This window comes from Paenibacillus ihbetae, from assembly GCF_002741055.1.
In the GTDB taxonomy this organism is placed as follows: Bacteria; Bacillota; Bacilli; order Paenibacillales; family Paenibacillaceae; genus Paenibacillus_AQ; species Paenibacillus_AQ ihbetae.
In genome coordinates this window covers 4,923,053-4,949,999 of sequence record NZ_CP016809.1, presented here as the reverse complement: position 1 = coordinate 4,949,999, position 26,947 = coordinate 4,923,053, and the positions used below count along the sequence as shown (strand labels likewise).

Below are 26,947 nucleotides of genomic sequence, written 5' to 3'. Positions count from 1 at the left end.
CTCCTCCCCTCTCTCATTAGAATAGGCTCGTATTGGACACACGTTTTGAAATGGCGTTCATGGCAAACAGAAACACGAAATTAATCAAGGTATTAAACAGCCCGATGGCTGAAGCCAAGCTGAATTGGTTGGAGATGATGCCAATCTTGTACACATACGTCGCAATGACCTCGGATACCGGCAGGTTGAGAGCGTTTTGCATCAGGAATATTTTCTCGAAGCCGGTGCTGAGAATGCTGCCCATGCTGAGAATGAACAAAATGATGATCGTCGGCACGAGCGCGGGAATATCCACGTACCGGATCGTCTGCCAGCGGCTGGCGCCGTCGATTTTGGCCGCATCATAGAGCTGGGGGTCTACTGCGGACAACGCCGCCAGATAGATAATGCTGTTCCACCCGCAATGCTGCCAAATATCCGAGAGCACGTAGACCGGGATAAAGGTCGAGGTGGAGGCCAGCAGATTGATATGTCCGAGCCCGATTGATTTCATGAAATGACCGACCACGCCGGTTTCCGAGGACAGCAGCACGTTGAGCATGCCGACCAGAACGATGACGGAAATAAAATGAGGCAAATACACCGTCGTCTGCATGAGCTTTTTCATTCGCTTTTTTCGAATCTGGTTCAGAATTAGCGCCAGAATAATCGGAGCCGGAAAGCCCAGAACAATCGAAGCCAGGCTGATTAGAAACGTATTGCGCATCAAATCCGTGAACAGATAACTGTCGATGAACTGCTCGAAATATGCAAGCCCTCTCCATTCCCCGCCGGTAAGGCCTTTGGTAAAATCAAAATCCCGAAAGGCCAGCTGAATTCCGTACATGGGGATGTAGTTGAACACCAGAATGACCAGGATCGCCGGCAAAATCATAATCCATAATTGATAATCGCGTACCAAGCTCTGAATGCCTTTGGGTGACCGCATGATATCCCTCCTTCGCTGCTAGGGGGACGAGGCCATCTTCACGCCCGGACACGCTGCAGCCTACAATGCCCCGCTTCCTGCTCGGCCCTGCCCGCATATGGAATACGCCATACTTACCGCTGAGTCATCCAGGGTATGCGATGGAATAAGGGAGAGGCCGAGGCTTAATAGCTAGCGGTGATTCTCACTGCGCACGACAATCGCTACAGCATGCTGCGTGAAGATCGCCTGTTTCCCCGATTAGTTCTTGCTCATGTACTCGTCGTAATATTTCTGCATGATCTCCAGGTTTTGATTAAGGCCGGCCTTCTCGCTTTCCTTCACGTAAGCATCCCATTCCGATTCAATGCCGCCCTTGGTCACCCATTTGGCAAAGCTGGACTCGGCCAGATTCATGACGTTGGTGTTGTTCAGGCTCATCGTGTTGTTGTCCATCGTCGAATATTTAATGAACATGCCCGGAAAAACATCCTTCTCCGGATCGACCTCCAGCGCTTCGGCAAGCGGCTCCGATTGGCCGAGCACCTCCTGCATATCGGTACCGAGCGTCAGCTCCAGCGAATCCGGAATGTAGAAAGCCCCGTTATCCGCCATCGTCGATGTCCATTTCCACGTGCCCGGATCCATTTTGTCATCCGCCGGAGGCAGAACGCTGTATGTACCGTCCCCGTTGTCTTTAATATTCGGCCCAATCGATCCGAACAGCACCTGCATCCCGACTTCCGGCGCGTACAGCTCGTTGATGAACCGCATCGCCGCTTCCTTCTGCTTGCTCTTTGCCGACATGACGATATGGTTCGTTCCGTAGTTGAGCGAGTAGTAGTCATAGCTCCAGGACAGTTCTCCGGCATAATCGGCCGTCGCCTTAAGCGGCGGCATGGAAGCGTATTGCGACGCAAGCTGCTGTCCGAACCGATCGGAAGCCACCCAGCCCCAAGTAAAGCCGACCTTCGCCGTATCCCCTTCGCCCCGTGCAACGGACTGATACTTGGTATAGTCGTGCGTAAACACTTCCGGATTGATCAATCCCGCCTGATACAGCTTATGAAGAAAAGCGACCATTGTCTTGTAGCGCTCGTCCGTAAGATAATTCTTCACCTTGCCGTCTTCTACAAAATAGCCCTGCGGGCTCCCGTCCGTCAGTGTGATCCCCATGCTGCCAAGCATGACCGCCGGGTTGAAATATCCGCCGATGCCTCCCGGCCAATCCATCGGTATTTCGTCATTCGGGTCGCCGTTGCCGTTGGCATCCTTCTCTTTGAACGCGACGAGCACCTCGTACAATTCGTCCCACGTCGTCGGCATTTCCAGCCCGAGCTCATCAAGCCACTTCTGGTTAATGAACTGACGGCTAGCCGATGCGGGCCAGAAGCGTTGATATTTCGGAAGCCCGTAAATTTTCCCGTCGGGCTGGGTAGCGATGAGCTTCGTATCCGGCTTTTCGTTGAACATCTTCTGCACGTTCGGTGCCTGGTCAAGCATGCCGGACAAGTCCTGGAACAGTCCCTGGAACTGGGCGAAATCCGCGTCCGTGATCACATTCGGTCCGATGAACAAATCCGGAATGTCGCCGCTTGCCAGCATCGTTCCCTTCTTCTGTCCCCAATCGGCCGTAATTTCCTGCCATTCGATCTCCACCCCGGCGGCTTCTTCCACTTTCTGCAGCCACTCCATCTCAGCCAGCGGCTTTGTCAAAGCATGCTTGGTCATGATGGCCGTCAGCTTTACTTTTTTGTCTGAAGTGTTACCCGGTGGTTCGGCTGAATCGTCCGTTCCGCTTCCGGAACCGCTGCATCCGGCCAGCAGCATCGCCATGACCAAGAAGAGTGAGATGTAAACGTTTACTCTTTTCCGCATTGTTCTACCTCCAGCTATTTATTTGCAGCATCCAATCCCTCTCGGGTTTTTGCCGCAGCTTTGTCTGCCCTGATCGGACACCTATGACTTTAAATGGAGGCGGGAAGCCGCGTAAACGGACAGTATTTTACCGATACGCATTTTTTGAAAGCGCTTATATCGCCAAAGAAGAGGCAAATCAGGGATCTGCCTCTCTATGCGGACATTCAAAAATTGTAGATATTCAAAAATCGCCGGCTGCATGCCGCATCGTCCGAGCGAATATGAACATGCAGCAACCATCATTTTGCCGCACGCCGGGAGAGGCACGCGTGCCTAGCGTGCTTCGGCGGACATGGCCAACGCCATCGGCGGCTCACGCGTCCTTGTGAGTGCTCCGGTATTGCCCCGGCGTGGTGCCCATGATTTTCTTGAAGGCCCGGATAAAGCTCGAGGTATTGGTGTATCCCGACTTCTGAGCGATCGACTCCAGCGTTTCGTCGGTCTCCCGCAGCAGCTGAATCGATGTTTGAATGCGAAGCCGTTCGATGTATTCCTTGAAATTTTGTCCCATCGTTTTCTTGAAATGGTGGCTGAAATTCGATACGGACATGCCGAAGTGGTCAGCCATCAGCTGCAGGGAGCAGCTCGGATCCAACCCTTTGTCATCGATGACCGCCAGGATCTCTTCCCGTGTTGCCGTGCGGGCGGCGGGGATCGTCTCCCGGATGAATTCGCACAGCTTCAAGCTGCTCTCGCGAATAATGCCGGTCATTTGCTCCATGGTATAGCGCGGCTTGAAAGCCGCGTCCGTCAGCCGCAGGAGCGTTTGATCTTCGCGGCGAAAGCGCTGCAGGCCGTTGATGATGACGGTCACCGTGTTTAGATACACGCTTCGGATCATATGCGGCGGCATGCCGTCACTGCGGATATACCCGATCAGCCGTTCGGTCAAGCCGGCCACCATCTCGGGCTCGTTCTTCAGGATGGAGAGCTCCAGCGACTGCAGCATCTCGGCGACGTAAGAGACGGCGCCGGAATGCGTCGCTCCGATCTCGTCAAAGGTCAGCACCGGCGCTGCTTGGCGAACCCGCACATGCTCCACCGTCCGGAGCGCCTGCAAATATGACGTTTGCGCCGCCCTCGGGCAGCGGTATTCTCCCGGCTTCCCGATGCCGATCATCACCCGGGTCCCCTCTGCGCTGACGAGCTCCTCCTGGAGCTGCGTCAAAAAGGCTTGAAGCGGAAAGCTCGGTGGATGAGCGCAAATCAGGACGATTTCATGATGATACACGCTTCTGCAAAAATATCCGTTCACGCCGTCAGGCCAGCGATCCTCGGCTTGCCTGCAGAAATCCGCAGCGGTATTGAACTCTTCCCCGGATTCGCACGCCAGCACGGCCACCGTAAGAATGGTATCGCCGGACACAGCCGGATGGCCCCCCTGCATCGTCTCAAGAACCGAAGCAGCAGGCGATGGTGCTTCTTGGGCCGGGTCGACCGGCACAGCAGCCGGTGGTGCTTCTTGGGCCGGGTCGATTGGTGATGGAGGATCGTGAAATGGGGAGCCCTGAGGCTTGGTTTCGCTGCCTGGCCGGAATCCGCCAAACGTAACTCCGACCTTATCCGCCTCCTGCGCGAATGACTCCCACGTCCCGTATTGCCCGCTGACGAGCCCGAACAGGATATTATCCCGCATAATCGGTAACGTTCCCTTCACCCTTTCGTCAAGCCTGCTGTTGGCGGCGGACAGCTCGCTGAGCGTATAGCGGATTGTATCGATCTCGTTCATGGGCCTTCGCTGCTGCGGCTCGAACAAGCTGACCGCCACATCGACAAGCCGCCTGATCGGATGATAATTTTTACGGATGGAAATGTAAACCACGATCACCTCAAGCAGCAAAACAAGCCCGACGAGGAGGGCCGTATTCCATTGAATGGTCCGTAGGCCTTGCAGCGATTCCGACACCGGAATCAGGCTCACATATTTCCACCCGTTCTTATCCGATACCGACGTCGAGACGAGATACGAAATCCCGTTGATCCGCTCGATTCCGGATGTGGACCCCGGGTCTGCTCCCATGCCCTGTACGAGCGCCGGCATTTCATCGGACGCCTCATAGATCGTCTTGTTGGAAGCGACCAGAGGCCGTCCCTCATGATCAAAAACAAAAAAATCCCCGGTATAAATTTCGGATACCGACCGCATCATCCGAAGGATCGTGTCCTCCCGGACCATGATAAGGACGGCGCCCGGCGAGTTGGAGCCGCCGACCGGCAGCGGCTGAAGGAAGGTCAGCAGCCTGAGCCGGTTATGACCGGGAATAATGACGTTCTCCACCGGCCGCACGATGGGCCGGCTTAATGTGTTGAGCGTGTTCACCATCTCCTCATGCGGCCAGGCCTCATAATAGAATCCCACGCCGGGAATCGCCAAATCCTGCACGCTGTATGCGCTTCCAGTCTTGGAAAACAAATAACCGATGTTCTTCACGTACAGCAGCGTGTTGTAAATAAAGGCATCGGTTGCGTTGTATTTTTTCATTTCATTGGCAATGAGCACGCGTTGATAGTCGCTCTCCTCCGCCTGGTACATCCTGAATTCGCGGTTCTGGACAAGCTCGTACGGCAGGTTGTACACATACCCCGTGAACGTATCCATAGTAGTCATAAACTGCTCGGTAATATGCGCGTTCCAATCCAGCTCCTTCTCCTTCACGACATCGGCGGAATACGGGTAGTAATAGAACAAAATCATGGCAATCGGAAACAGCAGCACAAGAAAATAGGAAATCAGCAGCTTGGTCAGCAGGTTCGCTTTCGGCTTTCCCAATCCGTCATTTCACCTCCAGTGTTCTCACATACTTGAAAAAGTTATATATAAGAATACGAAATTTTCATAAAAAAGAAAACTCAATTCCCGGGATCAATATCCAGAGAATTGAGCTTGTTTCCGGCTGCCCGCCGTTCAGGATTGGGTCTGCCGGAGCGGCTCGGCTCCCCATTTCATGGCCCAGCGCTCCATTGCCGTCAATGAATCCAGGAAATCCATGCCTTTCGCCGTCAGGGCATATTCCACCGACACCGGCACGGTCGGAATTACCGTCCGGGAGACGATCCCGGAAAGCTCCAGATGCCGCAGCACGTTGGTAAGGGACTGCGTCTTCACGACCGCGACGTCCCGATGAAGCTGGTTGAACCGTTTGGGTCCCTGCGCCAGCTGCGCGATGACCAGAAAGGCCCATTTTGCGCCGAGTATTTGAAGAACCGTGCAGATATGCTTGAAATCATAGAGCTCTGTGTCACGAGCAGCATCATGTTCATCTTGAAGCTGGTGACTTTGCTCTTGCTCCACAAGATTTTCTGCTCCCTGAAGCTCTTTCCTTAACGTGCCCACCGCTTCATTCCTCCTCATACACTTACTAATTGTTAGTAAATCCAACGAGCTGGATAATATCTATTTTATTTGCCTTCTTACATAATATATGGGGCTTACTTATAATACAAACACAAAGAGATCTCGCGTAAGTTAAACATCCGAATCGGCATGTGCTAGCCATGATCCGGTGAACTCGGATATTCCACAAAGCTGAAGGGATGGATTCGTGTATGAACAGACTCACAATGTATTTAGTCACGCTCGGGGTGTTTTTGACCGCTACCTCCGAGCTGGTTGTCTCCGGCATCTTGTATCCCATATCGGAGGACCTGCATATTTCGCTTGCACTCGCCGGCCAATTGATTACGGCCTATTCCTTATCGTTCGCCATCGGAACACCGATCCTGGTATCACTTACCGCACGCATGGACCGAAAAAAGGTGCTGCTTGGCTCGCTCCTGGTATATATCGCCGGAAGCCTCGTTTCCTTTGCCAGCCACAACATATGGCTGCTCATGGGAGCCCGGGTTCTGCTGGGCGTGAGCTCGGGCGTCTATCTGGTGTCCGCCATGGGAGCAGCCGCCAAGCTGGCTGCTCCGGAGCAGCTGGGCCGGGCCATCGGAACGATCGTTCTCGGCTTCAGCAGCGCTATGGTGCTTGGGGTTCCGATCGGCATAACGATCGCAAATGCCCTGAGCTGGCAGTCCATCTTCCTGCTGCTGGCCGTGCTTAGCCTGCTGATTGTTTTCCTTCTCGCGCGTCTCCTGCCTAATGTGGAAGGAGATGAGCCGGTACCGTTTCATCAGCAATTCAAAGTGCTGGGCAGCATCCTGATAGTCAGCGCCTTGCTCCTTACGCTGTTCCGGGAATCCGGCAATTCAGTATTATTCACCTATATTGCGGCATTCCTGCAGGACATCTTCCGGATTTCTCCTGCAGGAATCAGCCTCGTCATGCTTGTGCTTGGCGTTCTGGGCGCCTTCGGGGCAAGACTTGGGGGATACGGCGTCGACCGGTTCGGCGCCCCCAAAGTCATTATCTCCAGCATGCTGATCCACATCGGGGTATTCGCCATTCTTCCGCTCTTGCACTCCCCTCTGATCGGCCTTCCCCTTATCGGACTGATGGCCGTCTCGATGTTCGCCGCGGGTCCGGCCGTTCAGAGCTATTTCATCCAGCAAGCCCCGGGCTCTCCGAACCTGATTTTGAGCTTGAATACGTCGATCATCCACCTGGGGCTTGCGGCTGGGGCCGGAGCCGGCGGCTTCATGGTCAACACGTCCTCCACGCTGCAATACCACCCGTGGGTCGGAGCGTTCGTGCTTGCGCTTGGCCTGGCAGCTGGGCTGGTCAGCTTCTCTGCCGGAAGAAGAAAGTCGCTTTCCAAAGCGCCAGCCGCCTGATCAACAGGCGCATTAGGAGACGGCTCGCAATGGTTCATGAAAGCGAAAGTAATGGTTCATGAAAGCGTAAGCTGTGATTCATGAAAGCCAGAGCCGTCTTTCGGTTTTGATCGTGACACGAGCCGCTCCGTCATTTTTTGTGGTCCTATCTCGATGCTAACCGCCTTTAGCCCCGGGGCCCTCTGAAAAATGGGCTCACGCCCTTCTGTCCACAGTCATACCGTATTCTATAGGTTCATGCCTACTCCGAAAAAAGAAGGGCGGAAGCAGCTATGGCAGTGTCTTATATGGATTTTACTTCGCCGTCTGTACGGTTTACTTACGACGTCAACCAAAACCGATTTTTCACGAAGGATAGCCAGAACTATATCAATTCCCTATCCATCAACCAATTGAATACGCTTGGCAATGCCTCGCTGCTGGATATCTATCTCAGCAGGGGCAATGTCGTGGAGCCGCACATCCACCAGAACGCATCCGAATTAGTGTATGCCGTCACGGGAGCGGCAACGGTATCCATGATCAATCCGTTTACGAAGGAGCTGTTGAATTTTCCGATTGCGCCGGGGCAGGTTGCCCTCGTGCCTCAAGGCTGGTGGCATTACGAAATCGCTACGGCTGACGATACGCATTTATTGGCCATCTTTGACGCTCCGGTTCCCGAGTTCATCGGGGGCTCCGATCTTCTGCGGCTGACACCGGCCAGCGTCTTTGCGCACACGTACTGCCTGAATGAGGCCAAAGTGAAAGAAACCCTCGCGCCAATTAAGGATACGGTCGTGATCGGCCCGCCGAAAGACTGCCCGAACCAAGGGCAGGTCCAGGGTGAAATGACTCAGCAGCATCCTTCCTATCATCAGCAGCAAAATCCGCACGGCTCCCCTTATAAACGCGATTATTACGATATGTTTCAGCAGCAGCAGGAGCAGCTGCTCGAGCAGCAAGAGCGCCATTTCCAGCAGCCGTTTCATCACCCCTCCGGGCAGCAGCCGCAGGAGCAGCTCCCCCGTCGTCAGGTCATCGGAAACGGCTGGGACATTTTTGCCGAGGAATTCTAGTCAGGAAGATTTCACAAGACGGGATACGCCGCGGAAATGCGGGCGTATCCTTTGCTTATGTCCCTGTCAATGGCATCCTTCTTCCGCCTCTTATTTCGCATTCGCCAAAAAACGGTTAGAATAAGAAGATACGGCATTTCGAATGCCAATGTAAATCGAAGGAGGAACCATCATGAGCGTTGATTATAAAGCGTATTTCGCGGAGCACCGGGAGACTCATCTTAACGAGCTGAAAGAGTGGCTGTCGATCCCGAGCATCTCGGCCTTGTCCGAGCATAAAGGCGACGTTGCCAGAGCTGCGGAATGGCTTGCAGGCAAGCTGACCGAGGCGGGACTCGAGCATGTTGAAATTCACCAGACGGACGGACACCCGATCATTACCGCCGATTATCTCCACGCGGAAGGAAAGCCGACCCTGCTGATTTACGGCCATTACGACGTCCAGCCCGTTGACCCGCTTCACCTGTGGGAGACGCCGCCGTTTGAGCCTGCGATCCGGGACGGCAAGCTGTACGCACGCGGAGCTACCGACGACAAGGGTCAGCTGTTTCTGCATGTTAAGGCGGTCGAAGCCATTTTGAAGCAGGAGAAGGAGCTGCCTGTCAATATTAAGTTCTGTATCGAAGGGGAGGAGGAGGTGTCCAGCCCGAACCTGCCGCTGTATCTCGATAATAACAAGGACAAGCTGGCTGCCGATGCGATTCTGATCTCAGACACTTCCCTGCTTGCTCCGGGCAAGCCTGCGATCTCGACAGGCCTTCGCGGATTATGCTCCCTCGAGCTGTCCCTTGAAACAGCCAACACCGATCTTCATTCCGGTACATACGGCGGCGGCGTGCCGAACGCCCTGCATGCGATGGTGTCCTTGCTGGCATCGCTTCATGACGAGCAAGGCCGCGTCGCGGTTGACGGCTTTTACGACGGCGTGCTCGAGCTTTCCCCTGAAATGCGCGAGGAATTCGCCAAGCAGGAGTTTGACGAAGAGAAGCTCCAGAAGGATCTCGGGCTGGATTCCCTCTACGGCGAAGAAGGCTTCTCCTTCGTGGAACGCGTCGGCGCGCGCCCAACGCTTGAGCTGAACGGGGTATATGGCGGATTCCAGGGCGAAGGCAGCAAGACGGTCATTCCGAGGGAAGCCCATGCGAAAATCACCTGCCGTCTGGTGGCCAACCAGGATCCGCAGGCTGTTCTCGATGCGATCGAGAAGCATCTGCATGCCCACACCCCGGTCGGCGCCAAGATCGCCTTCAAGCCGAAGGAAAAGGCATTCGCCTTCAACATCGATCCGTCCCATCCGATGCTGCAGAAAGCCGCAGACGCCTTCGAGAACGTCTACGGCACGCGTGCGCTGTTTACGAAAGACGGAGGATCGATTCCGATCGTGGAGAAGCTGTCCAGCACGCTGAACGCCCCTGCCGTGATGATGGGCTTTGGCTTGCCGGATGAAAATCTGCATGCGCCGAATGAACATTTTAATTTGGAAAATTTCGATAAAGGCTTGCTGACGATCGTGGAGTATATGAAGCTGGTCTAATTGTGCACCATGCTTGCCAGCCCTTTGCCAACTTCCTATACAGTTCACAAATATGAACGAGCGCATAAAGAGCACGGATTGTCCCACCGGGGCATCCGTGTTTTTGTTTGTTCCCGCTTTTTACAAACCGATGCGTCCTTAATTCCAGTACGGGGATTTGTCTGGTCTGTCCCCATGCCGATCGCATGCGAAAACAGCATCTCCATTGACAGGAACGTGCAGGCCCCCATGTGTTTACACGTATGGAACAATCATGCAGGGGCATGATAATGGCCAAAGGCAGATTCATAATAAATCTCCTGACGACTTGGCAGTTCGTTTCTATATGTACATATCGGGTATTAGAATTCCGAGTGCATCTTTGTTTAGGAGGGATTCTTGATGAGAGCAGTTACGTTTCAGGGAGCCAAGGACATTCAAGTGAAGCAGGTGGAGGCTCCGTCGATCCAAACCGAGGACGATATCATCGTTCGAATTACATCAACGGCGATTTGCGGCTCGGATCTTCATATTTATCTAGGGGGTATGCCGGCGGCGAAGGATTATGTCATCGGGCATGAGCCCATGGGGATCGTGGAGGAAGTCGGCTCCAACGTGACCCGCGTGAAAAAAGGAGACCGGGTCGTGATTCCGTTCAACGTATCGTGCGGACACTGCTATTACTGCAGTCACGATATGGAGAGTCAATGCGACAGCTCCAACCGCAATCCGGATGTCCATTCCGGCGGATATCTCGGCTTCACTGCCCGTTACGGGAATTATCCCGGCGGTCAAGCCGAGTATTTGCGGGTGCCTTACGGCAACTTCATGCCTCTGGTCATTCCGGAATCGTGCGAGCTTGAGGATGAGGCGCTGCTCCTCCTCTCCGATGTGCTGCCCACCGCCTACTGGAGCGTCGAAAATGCCGGCGTCAAGCATGGCGATACGGTAACGGTGCTGGGCTGCGGGCCGGTCGGACTGATGGTCCAGAAGTTCGCCTGGTTGAAAGGGGCAAAACGAGTCATTGCCATCGACAGAGTGCCGTATCGCCTGGAGAAGGCAAGAAGGATGAACCAGGCTGAAGTCTATAATTTCGAGGACTACGATGATATGGGCTTGTACATTCGCGAAATCACGAAAGGCGGTTCCGATATCGTCATTGATTGCGTCGGCATGGACGGCAAGAAAACGGCGATGGAGGCCATCGGCCAAAAGCTGAAGCTCCAGGGCGGCACGCTGAGCGCGGTCGACATTGCCATCGAGGCGGTCCGGAAATTCGGCACCATCCAGCTTACCGGCGTATATGGCTCTTTGTACAATATGTTTCCGCTGGGGCATATTTTTGAACGAAACATCACGCTCACGATGGGGCAAGCGCCCGTCATCCATTACATGCCGGAGCTGTTCAAGAAAATCACGGCCGGGGAGATCGATCCGACCGAGATTATCTCCCACCGCCTGCCGCTTGAGCAAGCCAGCGAAGCCTACCGGATTTTCCATGAGCATGAGGACGAATGCACCAAGGTGGTACTGAAGCCTTAACCCTCATCTGCTAATCCCATTGTTTAAGCTAAGCGGTCCCGCAGCCTAGCGGAAGGCCGGGGACCGCTTTGCTTTTTATTGCTTTTTTCGGAATCCCCCGCTGTCTATGCTACCATCCTATGGTTCCGGATTTACCCGAAGAATCGTCCCGCACGGGTCCGAGATCCAAAACCCTTTCGAGTTTTCGTAAATTTCCACTTCATCCCGCCGATCAACGCCCTGCTCCCGCAAATATTCCCCCGCCAGACCCGGGTTATTCGTTTGCACTTCCAGCCATACATCGTTCTGAGGATAGGAGTCCTTGCAATCGAGCCAAAGCGTGTTCGGCCCCAGGCGAAACGAGTGGGCATCGTCCCTGAACCCCAAATACGGAAGCTTCAAAACGTCCCGGTAAAACCTCACGGTTTCCTCGTATTTGTATTTCGGAATTTTCAGCGCAATATTGTTGCCGCCCGTAAATTGAATATCTGCTTGTGACATGGCGTTTGTCCCTCCCGCTTTTTTGAAGTTATTATAGCACGCATCCTCCCGCCGAAATTCTTCCAGATTGCCAAGATGCAAATGCAACCTAAATATCACTGACCGTAACTGTCAGGGATTCGGGAATATACTTGCCCTATGGATAGACACTTAAAGAAAAAGCGAGGTTAGTCAGATGTTGAATATCGAGGATTTTTGCGAACAATGGAACAAAGAGGTTCAAATCACCGAGCGGGTAATGAACGCTTTGACCGATGCATCGCTGAAGCAGTCCATTACGGAGCAGCACCGTTCGTTGGGACAGCTCGCCTGGCATCTGGTCATGTCGATCCAGTATATGAGCATGCTCGGTTTGAGTTTTGAAGGTCCGTCGCGGGAGCAGAAAATTCCGGATTCCGCGAGCGTCATTCTGGACAGCTACCGCGGGGTTAGCCGGGCATTTACCGACGCCGTGAAGTCTCAATGGACGGAGAAGGATCTTTACGTGTCTCATGATATCGCTGGAGAGGCCTGGAGAAACGGAGAGTCATTGCAATTCCTCATCGTCCATCAAGCCCATCACCGCGGACAGATGACCGTGCTTATGCGGCAGGCCGGCATCCGGATTCCGGAGCTCTACGGCCCAACCTATGATACCTGGATCGACAAGGGCATGGACCCGCTCGTCTAAAGGCGATACAATCGATACGTGCGGGAGCGCTGTTCAGCATGTTGCAACCGAAGCAAAAAGGCCTTTCATGGCATGAATTCGGAGTTATTGCAGCTCGGACGGCATTCCCCCCAATGGATCGGAAACCAAATAGCGCCTCCTGGGTTCCGGCATGATTCGCGAAAGGGGCTGTACACCGATGGCTAAAGCCGATAATATGCTGTCCATCCTGTGGATGCTTCGATCGGGCAGAAAAATAACGGCTCAGCAAATCGCCGACGAGCTGGAAATTCATATCCGCACGGTCTATCGCTGCATCGATTCCCTATGCGCCAGTGGAGCGCCGATCATTGCGGATTCGGGACCGAACGGGGGCTACCGGCTGCTCGGGGCCTTTGCCGAATCCCCGCTCATGTTCGATGCGGACGAGCAGAAAGCGCTCGTGCATGCCTCCATTTTCGCAAGAGAAGCGGGTTATCCGTTTACGGAAGCCCTGGAGCGGGCCATCCATAAGCTGAAGCGATATACGAACGAGGAGCAGCTTCATCAGATCGAGCTGCACGGCGGCGGCATCTCTGTCCTTCAGCCACCTGTCAGCCAAGAGATCCGGTCGCTGCTCCAAACGCTGGAGAATGCGTCGGCTCATGGCATCACGCTGAAGATGACGTACTCCAAGGGGAGGGGGCAAGACGCCTCTGTCCGGGAATTCGACCCGTACAGCATCGTCCATTGGAAGGGCCACTGGTATGCCGCCGGTTTTTGCCGATTACGCCAGGAGGTGCGAAGCTTTCGCGTCGACCGCATGTCCAGCCTGGAGCTGACCGATCATCGTTTTGAGCGGCCGGATAACTTCTCGGCCAAGGATGTACTGCTCGGCGGTTTGGTTCCGGATACCGGCAATGCGGAAAACTTGGAATACGTCATCATCCGGGGCCATGAGTTTACGCTGAACGAGTTGTGCCAGCACTGGCTGTTCGGGCACACCCTGGTCAAGCGCCTGCCTGAAGAAGCACATTTCCGGCTGGCCGCCGATTCCCTTATGTCGTATGTCCCCTACTTCCTGCTCCCTTATGGCAAAGCCCTGACCGTTCTCGAGCCGAGGTCTCTGGTCATGCGGCTGTCGGAGATTGCGGGCGGCATGGCCCGGCATTACGAGGCATTGTTGACTGAAATGAAGACAAACGAGGAGTGATACCCATGGAGAAATTCGCCATGTACGGAAAATTAATTGCCCATCCGGGCAAGCGCGACGAGCTGGCAGGCATTTTGCTTGAGGCAGCGGACATGCTGAGCGATAATGCGGACTGCGAGCTGTACATCGTCAACGTTTCGGACAGCGATCCGAATGCGGTATGGGTCACGGAATTGTGGAGCAGCGCCGAGGCGCATGCCGCTTCCCTGCAAGGTGCGGATACATCGGAGCTCCTGCAGCGCGGCCGCAAGCTGATCGCCGGCGCGGAGCCCCTGAGGCTACAACCGCTTGGCGGCAAAGGGCTGTAGGCTCCGCATAACCCAATGGACGTTACATAAAAACAAGGTCATTCGGTAAACGTTCCGACTGACCTTGTTTGCATTGCCGCCCGGGAGGCGTCCGTTATCGCTGCCCTGCCATGGGCCTCAGATGTTGTTTCTGTACTCCGATGGGCTGTAGCCCACCTCTTTACGGAATGTTTTCGAAAAATAATTTGCCGACTCGAAGCCGGTCGCATCGGCGATTTCCTTGATGCTGAGGCTTGTTGTCCGCAGCAGCAGCTTAGCGCGCTCCATCCGTTTAACGCTTAAATATTTTTGAGGCGTGATTCCGAAGTGGCGCTTGAAGTATTTAATAAAGTAATTCGGATGCAAATGCAGGGTTCCCGCCATCTGTTCCAGCGTGATCTCCTCGTGCAGATGATCTTTAACATACTGCTGCACCTTGTTGAGACGGTCCATGTCTCCCGTCCGGTGCGAATGAATCTGCGGCTCCTGATAGGCCAGCACTCTGGAGAGAATATCCAGCATAACGGATTTCTCCTTCAAGCGGGCGGCAGCCGTATCGGTATGATGGGCATTCACCAGCTCCTGAAACAAATGCGACATCTCCAGCGGCTGGTCCAGATCGTAGCATCTTGGAACATCCAGCCAAGAGAACACATCCGCATCGCCTACGGCTGCCGAGAAATGACACCAGTATTTCAGAAACGGCCGATCGCTTATGGTGGAATAGGATTGCTTCGTCCGGGCAGGCATCAGAATCAATTGGCCGGGCTTCGGATACAGCTCCTCCTCTCCGATTTTCACCCAGCCCTCCCCTTCGAGAATGAAATAGAGCTTATTATAGGACACGGTGTAATCCAGCTCTCTCCACTCCAGCCAGCATTGCGTCTTCTTCGCTTCCAGAATTTGAACCTGCATGTTTAGGAGCATCTGCTGAATCGCTTCTTGCTCGCTTCGTTCACTCTTCATCTTCCCTGTTCCTTCAAAGTTATTATAATACCCGTCAGAGTTAAGTAATTATCTATTCATACTAACATATTCTTGTTAAAATCAAACCCGACAAATCCTAGTACCGAAAGGTTGATCCTATGACGACAACTGCCGCTTCCCAAAATCAAGTCATCCTCGAGCGAAATGAACGCGTACGTTGGTTCCAGAACGACCGCTTCGGCATGTTTATCCATTGGGGACTCTATTCGATCCCGGCTAGAGGCGAATGGCTCCGGAGCACGGAACAAATGAGCATCGAGCAGTATCAGACCTATTTCGATGAATTCGACCCCGTAGATTATAATCCTCGCGAATGGGCCAAAGCGGCCAAAAAAGCCGGCATGAAGTATGCAGTGCTTACCGCGAAGCACCATGACGGCTTCTGCCTGTTCGACAGCAAGCTGACAGAATATAAAGCAACCAATACCAAAGCCGGCCGGGATCTCGTAAGAGAATTCCTGGAAGCTTTCCGGGAAGAAGGACTCAAGGTCGGGCTCTATTACTCGCTGATCGATTGGTATCATGAGGATTACCCCGCTTTCGGAGACCGGATTCATCCGATGAGAGCAAATGAAGCCTTCAAGCGGGATCCGAACAACTTTGACCGCTATTTGGATTACATGCACGGTCAAATTCGCGAGCTGCTGACCGACTACGGCAAACTGGATATTATGTGGTTCGACTTCTCATATGACAACATGCGCGGTGAAGTATGGCGAGCTACCGAGCTCATGAAGATGATCCGCGGGCTCCAGCCGCATATCCTGATTGACAACCGGCTGGAGGGCAGCGGCGAGAGCGGCGGCAGCATCTACACGACCGAGCCGTCCATATACAGCGGAGATTTCGCTTCCCCAGAGCAGATTATACCTCCGCATGGCGTCGTCGATGTGACGGGCGCGCCCATTCCTTGGGAGGCATGCATTACGCTGAACAACAACTGGGGATATGCAGCCGCTGACCGCAACTACAAATCGGCGACCACAATCATCCGCAAGCTGGTGGAATGCGTCAGCAAAAACGGCAATATGCTGCTTAACGTCGGGCCGGACGCCAAAGGCGCCATCCCGAAGGAAAGCCTTGATGTGCTCGCCGAAATCGGCGATTGGATGAGCCGCAACAGCGACAGCATTTACGGATGCGCGGCCGCCGAATTTCCAAAGCCGGAATGGGGACGGTATACCCAGAAGGGCAGCAAGCTGTATGCCCACGTCTTCGAGGAGCCGATCGGGCCGATCAACCTCGTCGGCTTGGCAGGCAAGGTCAAGAAAGCCCGGCTTCTCGCCGACGGCTACGAGCTGCTCCTCGGCCGCCCATGGAGTGCAGCCGAATTCACCGAGGACGCATTCGTCAGCTTTGCCCGTCCGGAGCACTTCACCTTCCCGCTCCCGGACAAGCGCAATACCGTCATCGAGCTTGAGCTTGAGGACGGGACAGACCGATCATAACTACATCTACAGGCAAGCAAGATAGAGCCTTCGCAGGATGCATACATGGCATCCTTGCGGTGGCTTTTTGCTTTTATCGGTCCCTCCCCTTAACTCGACCTTCCAACAAAGCCGGTTATTTTCTGGATACAGAACCTTATCCGAATGAACCGTATAAAAGCCCCTTCTAATTTCAGGGCGAACGGCATATTCTCGTCAATCACGAGGCTCCATTGGCCCTCCTCCTTTTTCACAACCTGTCTCTTTAGAACCTCTCGCAAAAAAAATTCATATTGCAACAAAACTGTTTATACAATATACTGATTAACAAATAAACTGTTTATATAATAAACAATAAATGAAGGAGTCGATCATGCAAAAATACGCCGTAGAAATTCAAGGTCTGTACAAACGGTTCGGCAGCCAGCAGGTGCTGGACGGAATCGATCTGAAAGTGCCGGAAGGCAGTGTGTTGGCCCTGCTCGGTCCCAATGGAGCCGGTAAAACCACCTTGGTCAACATCATGTCAACCTTGGTCACTCCTGATGCGGGGACATTGCATATCAACGGGTACGATGTGAGCCGGGAGCGCGAGAAGGTACAGCAATCGATCAGTCTGACCGGTCAATTCGCCGCCGTGGACGAAGTGCTGACCGCGGAAGAAAATCTGCGGATGATCTGCAGGCTGTCCGGCCTCACGGCCGCAGAATCCCGCATTCGAAGCGCAGAGCTCCTGGAATACTTCGATCTGGCACCGGCACGATCCAAGCGTGCAGGCACCTTCTCGGGCGGCATGAAAAGACGCCTGGATCTGGCGATCAGCCTCGTCGTTCCAAAGCCCGTTCTGTTCCTGGACGAACCGACGACCGGGCTTGATACCCGAAGCCGCCGGTCGCTGTGGGATATGATTCTGCAGCTGAAGCGCCAAGGGATCACGATTGTCCTGACTACGCAGTATCTGGAGGAAGCCGATCAGCTTGCCGACCGGATCGCGGTGCTTGATGGAGGGCATATCGTGGCGGAAGGCAGCCCGGAGGAGCTAAAATCCCGGGTCGGGGGCGAGGTATTGGAGCTGCGGAACGCGGATGATGAAGTCATTCATCGCATGCCAACGAGCGGCTCGATAGGCGATGTTGCAAGCGCGCTTCAGGAGCTGATGCGCCAGCTGCCGGCAGAAACGCGGGTTGGCCTCCACAGTCCGAAAATGGATGAGGTATTCATCGCGCTGACTGAGAAGAGAATGGAGGAGATCGTATGATAGTCAAGCCTGTCCACAACGCAAAGAAAACATCGCTTGCCGTTACCCAAAGCGTCTTTATCGGACGCAGCCTCCGCCACAGCCTCCGCAATGCGGATGCGATGGTGATGGCGATTCTGCTGCCGGTTCTCTTGATGCTGCTGTTCACGTACGTTTTCGGCGGAGCGATCGATTCCAGCGGCGATTACGTAAACTATGTCGTGCCGGGAATTATTCTGCTATGCGCGGGCTTCGGCTCCTCCTCGGTGGCCGTTGACGTCGCGCAAGATATGACGAACGGGATTATCGACCGGTTCCGGACGATGCCGATCCGCAGCATTAGCGTCATTACCGGGCATGTCGTCGCCAGCCTGGCCCGCAACCTGCTTGCAACCGGCGTTGTGCTCGCGGTTGCCTTGCTTGTCGGTTTCAAGCCAACCGGAGGCCTGACCGATTGGATATTCGCGGTAGGTCTGATCGTCTTGTTCATCCTCGCCTTCACCTGGCTGTTTGCAGCGATCGGCATGGTCGCCGGCAGCCCTGCTGCAGCGGGGAGCTACGGGTTCGCCCTGCTCTTTCTGCCTTACCTCTCCAGCGCCTTCGTCAAGACGGATACGATGCCGGAATGGCTGCAGTGGATCGCAAGCAACCAGCCTATTACGCCGGTGATCGAGTCCATCCGCGGATTGCTGATGGGAGCTTCGATCCGCGAGTTTATCGGCTGGGCAATCGGATGGTGCTTGCTCATTTTGCTCGTCTCACTGCTATGGGGGGTGTGGTCATTCCGCAGAAGAGCAGGCCGTCGTTAATTAGGGCCTGGCACGTAAACAAGTCCGGGGTACCGGCTGCTGTTCGGCCAAGGCCGCCTTATCATGCCCAACAAGCTTTTCTCGCGTCTGTCATCATACTATAGCTTTTCGCTTTACCACCCACCACCACCCAGAACTTCGGCGCATCCCCTTTAAACACAAAAAGCGATCCGAGCGGATCGCTTTTGCCTTTTTTCAGGTTCGTATATTTGCATCTGCTCATCGAGCGGCACTCGGCACTCGCTAACGGTTCCTTTTTGCATGTTCCCTGAAACGAATAATTTCACGAGCCTCGTTACCCGTCAGCCTCCTCTTTCTCCTTCCTCTGCTTGATTCTTACTTGCCTGCTCCTTACTCTGCTCCTTCCCTTTCCCCTTCTCCTGCTCCGTCTTCATCTCCAGATAGCGCTCGATTCCGTCCAGAATGCGCTCCAGCCCGAAATCAATGTCGTTCCCGATCGGATTCTCTCCCGGGTTCTCTTCCGTATAGACGCCGGACATAATGACGGGGTACAGGTACGGGAACTGGTCGGGCTTCACGAGCGCCTTCAGCGCGAGGGTATAGTCCGTCCCGCTGAACCGCTCCGCGGTGGACCCTGATTTGAGCGCAAGATCCATATCCCGTTGGATGAGGCCGCTGGATCTCGCGTAGTTGCTCAGCAGCAGAATGAAGGAGATCTTTTCATAGTCATTCAGCGGAAAATCCCTCATGAAGCGCAATCCCCAATCGATGACCCGGAGATTGTTCGGGGTTATCGGTACGCCGGAGATTGGAATGTCGCCGAACCAGGGGTGGTCCCGGAATACCTGCATGCTTAATTTGACGAATAGGCGCATGTTGTCCCGCCAGTCCGGCGCATCCTCGTCCGGAAGCGGAACCTCGCAGACCGCATCCTGCATGAGCAGCAGAAGGTCATCCTTGCTCGGAATGTAGCGGTACAGCGACATGGCGGTGTACCCTAAAGACGATGCCACCCGGTTCATCGAAACGGCAGACAGGCCGTCACGATCCGCAATTTCGATTGCAGCGTCGACGATCTGCCGGATGCTGAGCTCCCTCTTCGGCCCTCGCTGCGGGGGCTTGACCAATCCCCAGCTGAGCGCAGCGCCGCCGGGCAGCATGGGCCCGATTTCATGCTCTGTCGTATTATCTTTTGACATAACGTATGCGTCCTTTCCCTAAGGCTGTACATCCCGATAAGCCATTAAATTGTTTATAATATAAACAGTATATCACAGACTGCGCTTTGCCGGCAGGCCGATCGGGAATCATGGAAATGCTGTTGGCATCGGTACGCACGCTCTTTACAATGACAGTCGTGATCCGGAGCACATCGGATGGGGGATGTATGCCAATTTCCATGTGCGAATCAATGCATCAAAATATTGACGAGCTTGCCGAACGGATCGCGTACGAAAAATCGGCGAACGCCCCAAGGCTCATCCACTGGGCCGTATTCGACAGGGAAGCCGGCGTTGTTCATATCGGCCAACACCGCCTCGACATCGTCGACTTCGATGGAAAGGTCGGGTACGGGCGTGCCGGATCCTCCCTCTTCGGCAAAGCTGATCTGTACCTGCATCGTCTCCGGCGACCCGTAGGTGGCGATCCAGCCGTGATCCATCAGCAGATCAAGACCAAGCACGTCCTGGTAGAAGCGTTTAGCTTCCGCAACTCGTCCCGTATCAATATTAGCGACAATTCGTTTGACTGCCACAGCACCTATTCCTCCTTTATTAGAGCCTACACTCTTTAGCTCTTATGCTCTCTGCCCTTCTAGCTTTCTGCCCCTCTCCCCTTCTACTCTTCTACTCTCCTGCTCCGTATAAATCCCTTTTCTCGCACTCCCCAAATCAACGAATCCGGCGTCCACGCTGCAGCACACGCTTATCGCTTGCTCTGAAGTATAACAAATTCTTCCATAAAGAAAAACACCTGCAACACTTCATGCACGAAGGACCGTGATCACCGATCGGCTGTTCCCTCCAACGCGTCCATGTTGAACGCGAAGAAATTCGGTTAATTATATTATTGTATTCCATTACACGATCGTTAGGAGGCATTCATGGTGTACAAGGATCTGGAGGGAAGCACAGCCGTCATTACCGGCGCCTCGTCCGGCATCGGGCGCGCAATCGCTCTGAGGTTCGGACAAGAAAAGATGAACGTGGTCATCAATTACGTCAGCAACGAGGATGAAGTGAACGCCATCGTACGCAAGATTGAATCCTTCGGCGGAAAAGCCATCGGCGTGTATGGCGACGTCACCAAGGAAGAGGATGTCAAGAAGCTCGTAGCCGCCGCTCATCATCATTTCGGCTCCTTGGAGGTCATGGTGAATAACGCTGGCATCGAAAACGAAGTGCCTTCCGAGGATTTGACGTTGGATAACTGGAGAAAAGTGCTCGACGTGAATTTAACCGGGGCCTTTCTAGGCTGCCGCGAGGCAATCGATTACATGCTTGAGCACCGGATCAAGGGACGGATCATCAACGTTTCGAGCGTGCACGAGAGAATTCCGTGGCCTCATTTTCTGCATTATGCGGCCAGCAAGGGCGGGATCAAGATGATGACCGAAACGCTGGCGCTGGAATTCGCACCGAAGGGGATCCGAGTCAACAATCTGGGGCCTGGTGCGATCGACACCCCGATCAACGCCGCCAAATTTTCCGACCCTGCCGCCAAGGCGAAGGTGGAAGCCCTGATCCCGCTTGGGTATATCGGCAAGCCCGAAGAAATTGCCGCTGCCGCCGCCTGGCTGGCCTCCTCTGAATCGAGCTATGTCACAGGCATTACCTTGTTTGCGGACGGGGGTATGACCAAGTACCCCGCTTTCCAGGGAGGGCAAGGCTGATTGCTGCGGCTCGGCCATTGACTACACGGACAGGAGGAATGTATACATGCTTGAAGCCTGGTGGAAGGAAGCGGTCGTCTACGAGATCTATCCCGTCAGTTTCAAAGATAGCAACGGGGACGGCAAAGGCGACCTTCGCGGGATCATTTCCAAGCTCGATTATTTAAAGGATCTCGGCGTCAATGTCATATGGATCTGCCCGATCTACGAATCTCCCGGAATGGATAACGGTTATGATATCAGCAATTATTATGCGATCAATCCGTCGTTCGGCACGATGGAGGATTTCGACGAGCTGTTAAAGGAAGCTCATGCAAGAGATTTGAAAATCATGATGGATCTGGTACTGAACCACACCTCTGACAAGCACCCCTGGTTCATGGAATCGAGATCCTCAGCCGATAATCCCAAACGGAATTATTATATCTGGCGCAAGGGCGTGAACGGGCTGTTCCCCAACAACTGGGAGTCTTATTTCAGCGGCTCGGTGTGGGAGTTCGATGAGAGGACCGGCGAGTATTACATGCATTTGTATTCCAAGCATCAGCCGGATCTCAACTGGACGAACGAAGAAATGGTCAAGGAATTGTACGACATGATCCGGTGGTGGCTGGAAAAGGGAGTCGACGGCTTTCGCTTTGATGCCATCGCTCATATCGTGAAAGCCAAGGGTTTGCCTAATGCCGACAATCCCCAGCATCTGCCGGTCGTCAGGGCCTATCAGCTTTTTTCGAATTTGGAAAACGTCCATGATTTGCTGAGAAGGCTGAACGACGAAGTGCTGATGGATTACGACATTATGACGGTCGGGGAGACCTCGGGCCTTGGCCCGGAACAGGCGCTGCAATACGTCGGGGATCAACGGCACGAGCTGGATATGGTGTTTCAATTTGAACATATGACCCTCGATTCCGTCTCGACGGGAACCGGGAGATGGGAAGCCCGCTCCTGGACCCTTCTGGAACTGAAAAAGATTATGAGCCGTTGGCAAACCACACTTCATAACCAGGGCTGGAATGCAAACTACTTGGGCAATCACGACCAGCCCAGACCGGTATCCCGATTCGGCGATGATCGGCAGTTCCGTGTCGAATCGGCCAAGATGCTCGCAACCTTCATGCTTACCTTGCAGGGCACCCCTTATATTTACCAGGGCGAGGAAATCGGAATGACGAATGCAGCCTTTGAGAACATCGGCGATTACCGGGACGTCGAAACCCTGAATTATTACGAGCAATCCCAGCTTCAAGGCAAGCCGAATGACCAGATCATGGCGGCCATTCAGGCTAAAAGCCGGGATAATGCCCGTACTCCCATGCAATGGAATGCAGGCCACCAGGCTGGATTTACGACCGGAATACCATGGATCAAGGTGAACCCGAATTATACCGAAGTGAATGTGGATTCGGCGATGAAAGATCCGAAATCCATCTACCATTACTACCGGAAGCTGATCGCCCTTCGCAAACAGCATAAAGCGCTTGTGTACGGGGAATATAAGCTGCTCCTTCCCCTGGATCCCGATTTGTATGTGTATATCCGAACGTTGGAGCAGGATACCATACTCGTGATCCTTAATTTTTTTGACGAAATGCCCCGGATGGAGTGGCCGAAGCATCTTCGGGACCTAACGCGTGAGCTGCTGATTTCCAATTACGAGCCCGTGCCGGATGAGTTGGCGGACCAGATCGATCTCCGCCCTTATGAAGCCAGAGTTTACCGGCTGTACTGACACGCACTTCGAAGCAGAAATGGGAAAGGCACCCCGCTTGCAGCCGATCGACTGCAAGGAGGTGCCTTTTTGGGCGTTGCTTTACCCCTTCGTTCCGCCTTGGAGCCCGAAGCCCTTCGACATAAATTGCTGCGACAGAATGTACAGGATGATGGCCGGTATGGCATAGAGCACCGAAAATGCAGCAAGACTGCCGTATTCGACCATGCCGTATTGGCCGAAGAACTGGTACAGCTTGAGGGATGCCGGGAATTTTTCGGGAGACTGGAGCAGGATATACGGCACGAAAAAATTGCCCCAGCTGCCGGAGAAGGTGAAGATCGCAACCGTGCAGATGCCCGGGACCATCAGCGGCGCAACGACCTTGCGGATGCCGGTAAACACCGAGGCCCCGTCCACCCAGGCAGCTTCTTCGAGATCATTCGGCACGGAATCCATGAAATTCTTCATCATCCAGATGCCATACGGCATGGATGACGCCACATAGAACAGGATGACGCCGAAGATATTGTCATACAGCTTCAGTCCCAGGAACAGCTGATAAACCGGCACCATAACGGCTGTTATCGGAAGCGAAGTCATGAACAGAATCGTCAGCATGAAAGGCTTCTTATATTTCATCTGATACCTGGATAAAGGATAAGCGGCGAGCAGCGCCAGCAGAACAACCAGAACGGCTTGGCCAAGCGACATGATAAGGCCGATCAGGAACGCCCGCTGATTCTCGCTGCTGGTGATGACCTCGGCGTAGTTCGCCCCGGTGATGCGGCTCGGCATCTTCAGCGATTGCATCGCATTTGGATCGACGGATGCTACGAGCACCCACAGCAGCGGCAGCAGGAAGCATATCCCGATTCCGGTAAGGACGGCATACGGCAGGATGCGATACACGAGCTTGCGTTGTTTGGCATTCATATCGTTTCACCCCCGCTTTACTCTTTCATCGATCGAATATACAGAAGACTGAGAACAATGCCGATCAGGAGCAGCAGCAGCGAGATCGCGGTTCCATAGCCCAGCTGGTAATTGACAAAAGCCTGGTTGTACATGAAGATCGGCAGCGTGGTCGTCGAATTGCCAGGCCCTCCGCCGGTCATGGCATAGATCAGCCCGAACACGCCGAGCGTCTGCAGCGTGACGAGCATCATATTTGTCGTGATCGTCCCTTTAATATACGGAATGATAATGCTCGTGAAGATTTTCCATTTAGACGCCCCGTCGACGACTGCCGCTTCTTCGATCTCATTCGGGACGTCGTCGAGCGCGGCTTGGAACACCAGCATGGAAAAGGCGGTGCCGTGCCAAATGTTCGCCAAAATGATCGTCAGCATCGGAACCGTGAACAGCCACGTCACTTCGGAGAACCCGAAGAAGCCAATGATGGCGTTCAAAGTGCCCTCATCGCCGAAGAAGCTGTAGAGGCACAGGGCGCATACGATTTCCGGGGTCACCCATCCTGCGAGGACAATCGTGCCGATCACCCGCCGAAATGTCCGGTTTCGCTGCTTCATCAGCAGCGCGATCAGGAAGCCGAGCACCTGCTGTCCAATGACGGCCGAGCCGATGAGGAATACGAGTGTATTCCATATGCTGATGCGAACGGTAGGGTCTTGAAACATTCTTGCATAGTTCTCAAATCCGATGAATTTCAGCTCTCTCGCGGCTTCGCCCGTTAACGCCAGGTTCGTGAACGAATAATAGAAGGTCAGCAGAATCGGATAAATAAAAAACACAAGCATGATCGCAATCGAGGGAAGCAGATAAAAGAGCCAGGGATACGATGATTTGCGCTTAATCAAAGCGTCGTTCGCCGATAGACTGCTCATGCGTACGCTCTCTCCTTTTCTCCTGATGATCGTGAAATGCCGCCTGCCCAAGGCCTCTCTTATCGATCGGGACCTTGAGCAAGCAATGGCATCCATTTAAACAATTGTGGATGGGCCTGGTTATTTCTCCACAACCTTCTCCGCGCCGACGATCCGGGTAACATCCTGCGCGTATTTATTCATCGCATCGGCAGGCGAGGTGCCCGTGGCAACCGATTCCACCATCGTTTGGATTTGCGTCGACACCTCCGGATACTTCTCCTGGGCCGGGCGGAATTCTGCATTCTGCAAATATTCCGTCGCGATTTCGTTAAACGGCATCTTCGTGTATTCCGGATCCTTCGCCACGTCGGCGCGGACCGTAATGTTGCCCGAGGACATGACCAGCTTCTGCGTATTTTCCTTGTTCAAGGCAAACTTGATGAACTCCCAGGCCTTATCCTTGTTCTTGGAGTTGCTCGGAATCGACAGCGCCCACCCGCCGGCCAACGTGATCGAGCCCGGAGCCTGGCCTTGGCTGGTCGGCATCGGCGCGAACCCCAGCACATCCTTATACTCCGGCCAAGGCGCGGCCCCGGTTTCGAGATAGTTGCCCGTAATCCATGAGCCGTCAAGCGAGATTGCCAGCTTGCCTTGCGGCAAATACTCCCGGGATGCGGTATTGCCGGCCTGACCGTTCAATACCTTCGACAGCGGCGGCCCGAGCTTTTCCTTGTTGACCGTCTCCACAAATGTCAGAGCATCCAGGATGCCCTGGCTCTTGATGATCCATTTGCCGCTTGCGTCATCGTATAACCGCTCGCCCGTTCCGTAGAGCAGCATCTCATAGGTCTGCATGGAAGTCGCTTCGCCGGTCGCCTTGCCCATGTTCATCCAGATCGGCACGATATCCGGCGCCTTCTCCTTAATCGTGCGGGCGGCATTCAGCACATCCTCCCAAGTTTTCGGCTGCCAATCCTCCGGAAGCCCGACCTGCTTGAAAATATCCTTGTTATACCACAATCCCCGCGAATCCGTATTGTATGGAACGCCGTACACTTTGCCGTCGCTGGCGGTCACGCCCTTCTTCATCGCCTCGATGAACGAGCCGTTGCCCCAGTCCTCCCACTGGGCCAGCCGTTCGTCAAGCGGCTCCAAGTAGCCGGCGCTGGCATCGGAGTTCAAAATAAAGGTATCCTCCGTGACGATATCCGGCGCGGTATCCTTGGATTTCAGCGCCAGTGCAACCTTGGCGAAATAGTCGCCTTCGGAGGCCTGGATCGGTGCCGGCCGGATCTCGACGCTTTTGTCCGGAAAGGCTGCGGACATTTCCTTAAGCCATTTATAAAACGAACCGTTCTCGCCGATCCCGTCATCCCGGAACGTGACGTTAATGACGGTCTTCCCTCCGCCATCGGTTCCCCCGCTTCCCGCATCGCCGGGCGTTTCCTTGCCCCCCGTACAACCGAACAGCATGGAAACGCTCAGCAAGGTCGTAGTTACGAGCCCCAATCCTCTCTTGAGTGATTTCAATGTTCTCCCTCCCTATGGCTGCCACAGCATCTAGTAAATATCCAGATTTTGTATACGCTTACGAGAGCGTATATTTATCTCTATTTGCGTGACAGCCTGGATATTCTGAACTTTTTTTCGGGGCGAACAACCGAAATAATTCTAGTTAAGCATCTATGGATTCGATCGGCGGCCTGACGGAAGGCTCCATCAAATAAAGACGGGCGGAGGGCAGCGTAAGGTCCGCATGTCATTGATGAAGACCATCAAAGCGGATATAGTAGTATTATTCCGGCCTTTTGTTGGCTAGATCATAG

Annotated in this window: 23 protein-coding genes; 12 read left to right on the top strand and 11 right to left on the bottom strand. The window is 54.1% G+C overall.

Going from position 1 to position 26,947, the window contains the following annotated elements; all coding sequences use genetic code 11:
* Positions 1-16: 16 nt before the first annotated feature.
* The 4 genes from BBD41_RS22130 to BBD41_RS22115 all read right to left on the bottom strand — a co-directional run bounded on the left by BBD41_RS22130 (position 17) and on the right by BBD41_RS22115 (position 6,041).
* Positions 17-928, bottom strand: a complete 912-nt coding sequence (locus BBD41_RS22130) for an ABC transporter permease (RefSeq protein WP_077567592.1) — start codon at positions 926-928, stop codon at positions 17-19.
* A gap of 240 nt (positions 929-1,168) precedes the next feature.
* Positions 1,169-2,785 carry an ABC transporter substrate-binding protein gene (locus tag BBD41_RS22125; RefSeq protein ID WP_099478748.1) on the bottom strand — a complete coding sequence of 539 codons (1,617 nt, stop codon included), beginning with the start codon at positions 2,783-2,785 and terminating at the stop codon, positions 1,169-1,171.
* 355 nt (positions 2,786-3,140) lie between these two features.
* Positions 3,141-5,597, bottom strand: a complete 2,457-nt coding sequence (locus BBD41_RS22120) for an AraC family transcriptional regulator (RefSeq protein WP_099478747.1) — start codon at positions 5,595-5,597, stop codon at positions 3,141-3,143.
* A gap of 135 nt (positions 5,598-5,732) precedes the next feature.
* Positions 5,733-6,041, bottom strand: a complete 309-nt coding sequence (locus tag BBD41_RS22115) for a winged helix-turn-helix transcriptional regulator (protein ID WP_223260588.1) — start codon at positions 6,039-6,041, stop codon at positions 5,733-5,735.
* A gap of 332 nt (positions 6,042-6,373) precedes the next feature.
* Between BBD41_RS22115 and BBD41_RS22110 the strand changes: the two genes are divergently transcribed.
* The 4 genes from BBD41_RS22110 (at position 6,374) to BBD41_RS22095 (ending at position 11,659) form a co-directional block, all read left to right on the top strand.
* Positions 6,374-7,546: an MFS transporter gene (locus BBD41_RS22110; RefSeq protein WP_077567596.1), complete on the top strand. Its 1,173-nt coding sequence runs from the start codon at positions 6,374-6,376 to the stop codon at positions 7,544-7,546.
* A 272-nt stretch (positions 7,547-7,818) separates the two neighbouring features.
* On the top strand, positions 7,819-8,604 hold the full coding sequence (locus BBD41_RS22105) for a cupin domain-containing protein (RefSeq protein ID WP_099478746.1): 786 nt from the start codon (positions 7,819-7,821) through the stop codon (positions 8,602-8,604).
* A 172-nt stretch (positions 8,605-8,776) separates the two neighbouring features.
* Positions 8,777-10,138 carry a dipeptidase gene (locus BBD41_RS22100; protein WP_099478745.1) on the top strand — a complete coding sequence of 454 codons (1,362 nt, stop codon included), beginning with the start codon at positions 8,777-8,779 and terminating at the stop codon, positions 10,136-10,138.
* A gap of 381 nt (positions 10,139-10,519) precedes the next feature.
* The gene (locus BBD41_RS22095) at positions 10,520-11,659 is read left to right on the top strand and encodes a zinc-dependent alcohol dehydrogenase (protein ID WP_077567599.1); all 1,140 of its coding nucleotides are present in this window, start codon (positions 10,520-10,522) and stop codon (positions 11,657-11,659) included.
* A 117-nt stretch (positions 11,660-11,776) separates the two neighbouring features.
* Here the strand turns inward: BBD41_RS22095 and BBD41_RS22090 are convergent, their stop codons facing one another.
* Complete coding sequence (locus tag BBD41_RS22090) at positions 11,777-12,139, bottom strand: hypothetical protein (protein ID WP_099478744.1); 363 nt, start codon at positions 12,137-12,139, stop codon at positions 11,777-11,779.
* 175 nt (positions 12,140-12,314) lie between these two features.
* On the opposite strand from BBD41_RS22090, the gene BBD41_RS22085 reads away from it, so the two are divergent.
* From BBD41_RS22085 to BBD41_RS22075, 3 genes are all read left to right on the top strand, one after another.
* Entirely contained in the window at positions 12,315-12,809 is a 495-nt protein-coding gene (locus tag BBD41_RS22085) for a DinB family protein (RefSeq protein WP_099478743.1), read from the top strand.
* 178 nt (positions 12,810-12,987) lie between these two features.
* Entirely contained in the window at positions 12,988-13,980 is a 993-nt protein-coding gene (locus BBD41_RS22080) for a helix-turn-helix transcriptional regulator (RefSeq protein ID WP_099478742.1), read from the top strand.
* Between the two features lie 5 nt (positions 13,981-13,985).
* Positions 13,986-14,288 (top strand): putative quinol monooxygenase, encoded by a 303-nt coding sequence (locus BBD41_RS22075; protein WP_077567603.1) that lies wholly within the window; start codon positions 13,986-13,988, stop codon positions 14,286-14,288.
* Positions 14,289-14,405: 117 nt separating this feature from the next.
* Here BBD41_RS22075 and BBD41_RS22070 read toward each other — a convergent pair whose 3' ends face one another.
* Positions 14,406-15,233: an AraC family transcriptional regulator gene (locus BBD41_RS22070; protein WP_077567604.1), complete on the bottom strand. Its 828-nt coding sequence runs from the start codon at positions 15,231-15,233 to the stop codon at positions 14,406-14,408.
* A 119-nt stretch (positions 15,234-15,352) separates the two neighbouring features.
* On the opposite strand from BBD41_RS22070, the gene BBD41_RS22065 reads away from it, so the two are divergent.
* The 3 genes from BBD41_RS22065 (at position 15,353) to BBD41_RS22055 (ending at position 18,727) form a co-directional block, all read left to right on the top strand.
* Positions 15,353-16,702 (top strand): alpha-L-fucosidase, encoded by a 1,350-nt coding sequence (locus tag BBD41_RS22065; RefSeq protein WP_099478741.1) that lies wholly within the window; start codon positions 15,353-15,355, stop codon positions 16,700-16,702.
* A gap of 352 nt (positions 16,703-17,054) precedes the next feature.
* A complete protein-coding gene (locus tag BBD41_RS22060) occupies positions 17,055-17,939 on the top strand; it encodes an ATP-binding cassette domain-containing protein (protein WP_099478740.1) in 885 nt (294 codons plus the stop codon).
* A complete protein-coding gene (locus BBD41_RS22055) occupies positions 17,936-18,727 on the top strand; it encodes an ABC transporter permease (RefSeq protein WP_099478739.1) in 792 nt (263 codons plus the stop codon). The genes BBD41_RS22060 and BBD41_RS22055 overlap by 4 nt, the downstream gene beginning before the upstream one ends.
* 302 nt (positions 18,728-19,029) lie before the next feature.
* Here the strand turns inward: BBD41_RS22055 and BBD41_RS22050 are convergent, their stop codons facing one another.
* Both BBD41_RS22050 and BBD41_RS22045 read right to left on the bottom strand, forming a co-directional pair.
* The gene (locus tag BBD41_RS22050) at positions 19,030-19,887 is read right to left on the bottom strand and encodes a TetR/AcrR family transcriptional regulator (protein WP_099478738.1); all 858 of its coding nucleotides are present in this window, start codon (positions 19,885-19,887) and stop codon (positions 19,030-19,032) included.
* Between the two features lie 209 nt (positions 19,888-20,096).
* Positions 20,097-20,444: a VOC family protein gene (locus BBD41_RS22045; protein WP_099478737.1), complete on the bottom strand. Its 348-nt coding sequence runs from the start codon at positions 20,442-20,444 to the stop codon at positions 20,097-20,099.
* A gap of 351 nt (positions 20,445-20,795) precedes the next feature.
* On the opposite strand from BBD41_RS22045, the gene BBD41_RS22040 reads away from it, so the two are divergent.
* The gene (locus BBD41_RS22040) at positions 20,796-21,581 is read left to right on the top strand and encodes a glucose-1-dehydrogenase (protein WP_099480740.1); all 786 of its coding nucleotides are present in this window, start codon (positions 20,796-20,798) and stop codon (positions 21,579-21,581) included.
* Between the two features lie 46 nt (positions 21,582-21,627).
* Entirely contained in the window at positions 21,628-23,313 is a 1,686-nt protein-coding gene (locus BBD41_RS22035) for a glycoside hydrolase family 13 protein (RefSeq protein WP_099478736.1), read from the top strand.
* 81 nt (positions 23,314-23,394) lie between these two features.
* On the opposite strand, the gene BBD41_RS22030 is transcribed toward BBD41_RS22035, so the two are convergent.
* From BBD41_RS22030 to BBD41_RS22020, 3 genes are all read right to left on the bottom strand, one after another.
* On the bottom strand, positions 23,395-24,228 hold the full coding sequence (locus tag BBD41_RS22030) for a carbohydrate ABC transporter permease (RefSeq protein WP_099478735.1): 834 nt from the start codon (positions 24,226-24,228) through the stop codon (positions 23,395-23,397).
* Positions 24,229-24,245: 17 nt separating this feature from the next.
* Entirely contained in the window at positions 24,246-25,139 is an 894-nt protein-coding gene (locus BBD41_RS22025; protein ID WP_077567612.1) for a carbohydrate ABC transporter permease, read from the bottom strand.
* A 120-nt stretch (positions 25,140-25,259) separates the two neighbouring features.
* Entirely contained in the window at positions 25,260-26,651 is a 1,392-nt protein-coding gene (locus tag BBD41_RS22020; RefSeq protein ID WP_099478734.1) for an ABC transporter substrate-binding protein, read from the bottom strand.
* Positions 26,652-26,947: the final 296 nt, after the last annotated feature.